Genomic DNA, 5421 nt, shown 5'->3' with positions numbered 1-5421 from the left:
CCATCGACGCCGACTACGCCTACAACTCCTTCAACACCAACGACTCCAGGCGAACCAACAACGCCGGTTACTCCAACTGAACAGCCGCAGACTCCTGCATCACCAGCTGGTCAGGGTCAAGCAACGCCGACGTCAGCTAAGGCTGAAGCTGCTAAGGCTGCAACGCTGCCACAAACCGGTAACGATAAGAACGAAGCCACGGCTGCAATGGGCTTAGGCTTTACCGATATTGCATCGATGCTGGCACTGTTCGGTACGCGCAAGAAGCGTCGCGAAGACTAATCTAAAGGTTTCAAAAGTAGAAGCCTGCGCATGAGAAACTAAAATAAAGGCCGATCACTTTATTGTTAAGTGACCGGCCTTTTTTATCGTTAAACATAAATTGAGAAATGATTTTTAATGAGCATTTGATAAGCGGTAATTTGAAGAAATAGATAATTGGAAAAAGGAATTACCTTTAATGACAAGTTTGATTATGATAGCGCTGCCTTAATTGCTATTATAAAGTTTTTATCTTTTGCTATTGGTATATCAATTGATTTTTAAAAACGCTAAATAATTTAAAATGAAGATAAAATATCACTTTACTAAACTTCTTGATGTTATATATCAATTAGGTAAAATAGAAGTGTACCTATCAGTCTAAAAATAGCTGAAGGGCATGCTTTAGAAATTAATTGGATTTTGAGATTTTTAATTTGTGGGAGGGATCTTAATGCTTTCCAAAAACAATACATATTTAAAAAAGAAAAAAATCGCCAATCAAGCTCAACGCTTTGGTTTGCGCAAATTAAGCATTGGTACGGTTTCAGTATTATTGGGGACCTTGCTGTTTATGGGGAATAGTCAAGCGTCGGCCGATACCACTACCGATACTACAAGTACTGGTACTGAGGCAAAGACCGCCAGCGCGACGACGGATTTAAATGCCAGTCAAGTAGCGTTAAGCAGTACCGGTTCTCAGGCAGCTGCCAGTGAAAGTGCTGCGACTGCCAGTCAGGCTACTTCGAGTTCCACGACGGCTACCAGCCAAGCAGCTACAAATTCAGCAACGGCTGCAAGTGACACAACCACGGATACTACCAAAACATCGACTCCAGCCACGTCGACAGCAGCTCAGAGTAAAACGGCGGTAAAAGCAACTGTAACCGCGACTCCAACAGCTGAAACGAATGCTTCTATTGCAACTGCTGAAGCTTCAGCTGCTACGACTGCCAATAGCCAAACAACCAGTGATGATGCGATATCTGCAGGAGGGAAGATTACTGACGAAGGTAAGACTAAAGGCCTGACTGATAGTGATGTTACGCCAGGGATGAGCAATGCCAACGGAGCAAGCCTGGTACTTGATAACTCATCACAGATTCCTAGTGGCTATAAGGCTGACCCGACAAAAGGTCGCTACACGTTTGGGATTGTCAGCTTAGGTGGAGACTTTGTCGCTGACAATACTGGTTCCCAGAATAATGATACTTACAATGATACGCATAGTACAAAGTATTATTTGCGTTTTTCAACCAGCTCAACTGCTACTAATGGTAAATATGATGAAACGGTTTTTGCTCAAGTAGTTGATGGGAATACCGATCAAGTAATTTGGGAAAGCTCACTGACCCCTGAATTAGGTACTGTGGAAGTAGATAAGCTTTCAAATGTGGGTAGTGATGGGATAACGTATCATTATTTGTTGACGTATAATGTGACTACGGTAAATGGGGTTACTACTAAGACAATTGATATCAATACCAATCGTGGTACCCAGTCTGCGAAGGTTGTTTATAGTGCGGATGGCAGCGTTGGCAGTGCACCAGCTTCAGTAGTGCACCTCAATTACCCTAGTGCAAGTACTATTAAGACGGAATACATTGCAAAGGATGCTGCTGGAAATGAAACAATTTTGGCAGAATATGAAGAAACTGGTCGTCAAGGTTATACTTACACCGTTTCAGATCAAAGAACTTTTAAAGGCTACGACTTGATTAGTTCACCATCTAAGACAACTGGTACTTTGTCTAGTTCATACAATGTTGGTGACATAATTGTTTCAATCCAAAAGCAATTATCTAATACGCTACAAATTGCAAGAGTTAATGTTGTTACGAATACTGATGGGACAGCAAAAATTGTTCTCAAGGTGGCTAAATTAGGTGCAAGTATCGATGACATTGCCGATGAAAACGTTTGGAAAACTATTTTATCTACTGAACCAGTAGCTCCAGGCGGTGGATATTCTACTGAGGGTAACTATGATGCGGGTAGCGCACATCCGAATGGTGCATTCTTGCTTTACACTCTGCCACAAGATGGAAGTAAACCAATTGGGGTTAAATATCTGACTGATGCTGGCTTTACTGAAGATCAACTGGAAGGGTACGGTGGTTATCTCACTGCATTCGGTTTATATAATCGGTTAGTTCCTGGTCAAGAACCTGCTAACTACTACTATGCTCCGCAAGGCCAGGTCCGTATCAACTACGTAACCAGCGATGGTACGGCAATTCAAGCCCCAGCTGCAGCCTATGAGAATTCCGGGAAAAATACTACATATAACGTATCTGGATCAGAATATCGTCCAACGACTATCACTGTTAATGGCAAGACCTATCGTTATGTCAAAACCGACAAATCATTAGGAAAAGCTGGTACAACTACGATTAATGGCTTTACATATAATACAACGCCATCTGATGCTACAGGAACAATCAATTCCAACACCGTTAATGACGTCTACTTTGTTTATGAACAGGTAACTTATCACACGGGCACGGACGCTGAAACCAAGGACGTTACGCGGACGATCGAATACTACGACAGTGTAACTGGTGAACAAATTCCAACCAATCTGGAAAGCACGGTTACACAGACGGCAACCTTGAAACGCAACAAGATCTACGACGACCAAGGCAACTTTATCGGCTACGGTACCGTTTCAGCTAATGGTTCCAGCTACACGATCGATGACAGTTGGAAAGCTGATGCTCAGACCTGGACGCAGCAAGACTCTGCTGACCTTTCCGACTACGGCTACACGGCTCCTGATCGCGCTTCTGTAGCTGCAGTGACGGTTGATGGCAACACGACTAACGTGACGGAAAAGGTATACTATGGTCACCAAACGACGCCAGTTACGCCAACTAATCCGGGCACGCCAGGTAAACCAATCAATCCTAAGGGCGATGTTAATTATCCAGATGGCGTTGCCAAGGATGACTTGACTGACACGGTTACCCGAACGATTAACTATGTCGATGCTAAAGGCAACCCGGTTAAAGGTGGGCCCAACGGTGAGGAGACGATCACCCAGACCGTAACGTTTGAACGGACCGCGATCGTTGATAAGGTTACTGGCAAGATTCTGGGCTATGATACTGACAATGATGGCAAGGTTGATACTGAGAGTGGTGATCGGGCCTGGACGCCTCTGCATGGAGAATTTGATGAAGTTGAGTCAAAGAAGCCAGCTGAAGTCGGTTTTGACCATGTTGATCGGGAAAAAGTCAATGTTTATGGCGTCGAACCAGGCGACAGCGATATTGTTGAACAAGTCGTCTACAGCAATGATCCAATGGTAGTTGCCGGTACGATTCAATACGTTGACGATACGACTGGTACTCTTTTAGATGAAAAGACTTTGCCAGAAGGTGAGGTTGGTACTAAGATCAAGTACACTACTAAAGATAAGATCAAGAATTACCAAGATCTGGGCTACGAACTGGTTTCTAACGACTTTAGCGATGGGACGCAGACCTACGCCAAGGAAGGCAATGATTTCATCGTTCATTTAAAGCACGCCACTAAGACGATTACGCCAGAAAATCCAGCCACGCCAGGCGATCCAATCAACCCTAAAGGTGACGTTACTTATCCAGATGGCGTTACTAAGAATGATTTAACAGAGACGGTAAAACGGACGATTAACTATGTCGATGCTAAGGGTAATCCAGTTAAGGGTGCGCCAGATGGTACCAGCTCCTACGTTCAAACCGTAACGTTTAAACGCGCCGTAGTTATTGATAAGGTTACCGGTAATATTCTGGGTTACGACACCAATAACGATGGCAAAGCTGACACGGAAAGCGCTGATCGGGCATGGCAGCCGGCTACACAGACGCTGGTAGCCGTTAAATCGGCAGATCCAAGTTCAGTAGGCTATGACAACGTTGATATTGCTAACGTTTCATCACAGGTCGTTACGCCAGATCAAGACGACACGACGGTTACCGTAACTTACAGCAATAATCAAGTATCAGGAACGATCAAGTATGTTGATGACACAACCGGAGTAGAACTTGACAGCGATCCTTTGCCAAGTGGTGAGATTGGCTCTTTGATCAACTACACTACTAAAGACAAGATCAAGGGCTATGAAAATCAAGGCTACGAGCTGGTATCCAACGACTTCACTGATGGCAGCCAAGTCTACGAAAAGACTGGCAATGATTTTGTGGTTCGCTTGAAGCACAAGACGCAAACGATTACGCCTAACGATCCAAATCCAGCCACGCCAGGTCAGCCAATCAATCCTAACGATCCGAACAGCCCAGTTTACCCAACGGAAGCTGACCGCAAAAACTTAGTCAAGGATGCCACCCAAACGATTCACTACGTTGGTGCCGGTGACAAGACGCCAGCTGACAAGCCTCAAACCCAGAAGGATGCCTTCACGCGGACGGTGACGATTGACAAGGTAACTGGTAAGGTGTTCTCAACGAGTGACTGGGAAGGTACCAAGACATTTGATACGGTTGACACACCAGTCGTTGACGGCTACCATGCCGACAAGAAGGTTGCTGGTGGTTTGACGGCAACGCCTGATAATCCAAACGTGGAAGAAACGGTAACCTACACGCCAAATGGCAAGCTGATTCCAGTAGATGAAAACGGTACGCCAATTCCAGGTGCGGACACGCCGACGTACACGACTGATCCAGATGACCCAACCAAAGTCTTGAATCCAACCGTGCCAAACATTGATGGCTGGAAACCAAAAGATAATCAGCCGGGTGATTCAATTACGCCAAACGGTCCTGGTGAAGACACGAAGGTACCATACGTTCAAGTCGTCTCTGGTACGATCAAGTATGTCGATGACACTACGAACGCAACGCTGGATCAAGGAACACTGCCAGCGGGTGAGGTTGGTACTAAGATCAACTACACCACGGCCGACAAGATCAAGAACTACCAGGACCTCGGCTACGAACTGGTTTCCAACGACTTTACTGATGGCAGCCAGGTCTACGAAAAAGTTGGCAATGATTTCGTGGTTCATCTAAAGCACGCCACCAAGACGATCACGCCGGAAGATCCAGCCACGCCAGGTCAGCCGATCAATCCTAAGGGCAACGCGGAATATCCAAATGGCGTTGCTAAGGATGATTTGACTGAAACAGTAAAGCGGACGATTAACTATGTCGATGC

The 5421-nt window shown here is 45.3% G+C and carries 2 protein-coding genes; both read left to right on the top strand.

Features of this window, described 5'->3' with window-relative positions:
- On the top strand, positions 1-282 hold a 282-nt coding region (locus tag FC47_RS09980), incomplete at its 5' end, for an LPXTG cell wall anchor domain-containing protein (RefSeq protein ID WP_155519190.1).
- Positions 283-715: 433 nt separating this feature from the next.
- Positions 716-5421 (top strand): mucin-binding protein (locus FC47_RS09975; protein WP_056968796.1); only part of this gene is annotated, 4706 nt, incomplete at its 3' end.

It is taken from the genome of Limosilactobacillus mucosae DSM 13345 (assembly GCF_001436025.1).
GTDB classification, from domain to species: domain Bacteria; phylum Bacillota; class Bacilli; order Lactobacillales; family Lactobacillaceae; genus Limosilactobacillus; species Limosilactobacillus mucosae.
The sequence above is the reverse complement of the archived record's forward strand: the minus strand, read 5'-3'. Positions and strand labels throughout refer to the sequence as shown.